The sequence below is a fragment of the Methanoculleus sp. genome (genome assembly GCF_035363275.1).
In the GTDB taxonomy this organism is placed as follows: Archaea; Halobacteriota; Methanomicrobia; order Methanomicrobiales; family Methanoculleaceae; genus Methanoculleus.
Map to the genome: position 1 here is coordinate 1 of NZ_DAOSET010000137.1, position 1,428 is coordinate 1,428.

A 1,428-nucleotide genomic window follows, 5' to 3' on the forward strand; every position below is an offset into this window, starting at 1 on the left:
ATTCGAGGGGCTTTTTCTCCTCATACTTCTGGCCACAATTATTCTTCGTTTTTACTTCCTTGACTTAAAGCTCTTTCACCACGACGAGGCTATTCACGCGTGGTTCTCCTATAAAATTCTGACCGAAGGGACCTACATCTACGACCCCATGTACCACGGGCCGTTCCTCTACTATACCACGGCCGGGATCTTCTCGCTCCTCGGGGACTCCGATCTCGTGGGCAGGCTCTTCCCGGCGCTGCTCGGCACTCTGCTCGTCCCGCTGCTCTACCCGATCTATAAACTCGGCTATCTCGACAGGAAACAGACCCTGGTAGCGGCGCTCTTTCTTGCCGTATCGCCAAACATGGTCTACTTCTCGCGGTTCCTTCGAAACGACATCTTCATAGCCTTCTTTTCGATGGTGCTCCTCGTCGCCCTCCTCTACTACTTCGAGCGGCACCAGATGCGTTACGCGCTCATCGCAGGAGCCGCGATCGGTCTCGGGATGTCGGCAAAGGAGAATATGCCGATCATCGTCCTGATCTTCGGGATCTACCTCCTCTACGTAGTTTTGACGAGGAGAGTCCGGCTCCCGGCCCACTGGATCCGGGATCTCGCGCTCGGTGTCCTCGTCGCGTTCGGGATCATGGCAGCCTTCTACTCGTCGTTCGGCGCCCACCCGGATCTGATCACGACCTGGTGGCTCCAGGCTATCGAACACTGGACATCGATGCACCAGATGCAGCGCCTCGGGGGGCCGCCGTATTTCTATCTCCTGCTCTTCATCCTCTACGAGGTGCCGATCCTGATCCTCGCCATCATCGGGGTTCTGCAATTCGTTGACATCCCCCGCATCGTCGCTCGCTGGAGAGAAAAGAGGATGGGTCACGTGGAGAGCCTCGATGCGGCAGAAGGGACTGAAGAAACAGACGGAGAGTCCCCGGAGGTTGCAGCCTCCCCCATCAAGCAGGCTCCGGGCTGGAAAGACCGGCTCCGCGAGATCCTCTCGGGCAGCGGGGAGATCCGGCATATCGATCGGCAGAGAGAATTCGCACGATTCGCCATCTTCTGGATGCTGCTCTCGCTTGGGGTCTACGCCTACATCGGTGAGAAGGTGCCGTGGCTGATCCTCCACCAGCTCCTCCCCATGGTCTTCGTCGCGGTCTACGCGATGACCACACGAAAGGCGACCATCGCCGTCGTGGCCAGCGTCTTCCTGGTCGCGATGACGCTCCACGTGGCGTTCACTCCGGCGGACATCAACGAGCCCATCGTGCAGGTGCAGAACTCCGAAGACCTGCGGGAGGTCTTTGCAAAGATCGATGCCGCAGACAAGGTGGCGGTCGCGACCGACACTTACTGGCCGCTGCCCTGGTATTACCGGGGCGACCGCGCCTCTAAACTCGCGTATTACAGCCAGAAGGTGAGCGAGCCGACGATATACGG

Annotated in this window: 1 protein-coding gene; it reads left to right on the top strand. The window is 58.9% G+C overall.

The features are described 5' to 3' along the window. Positions 1 to 1,428 (top strand): flippase activity-associated protein Agl23 (locus PLN84_RS13325; protein WP_348532189.1); only part of this gene is annotated, 1,428 nt, incomplete at both ends.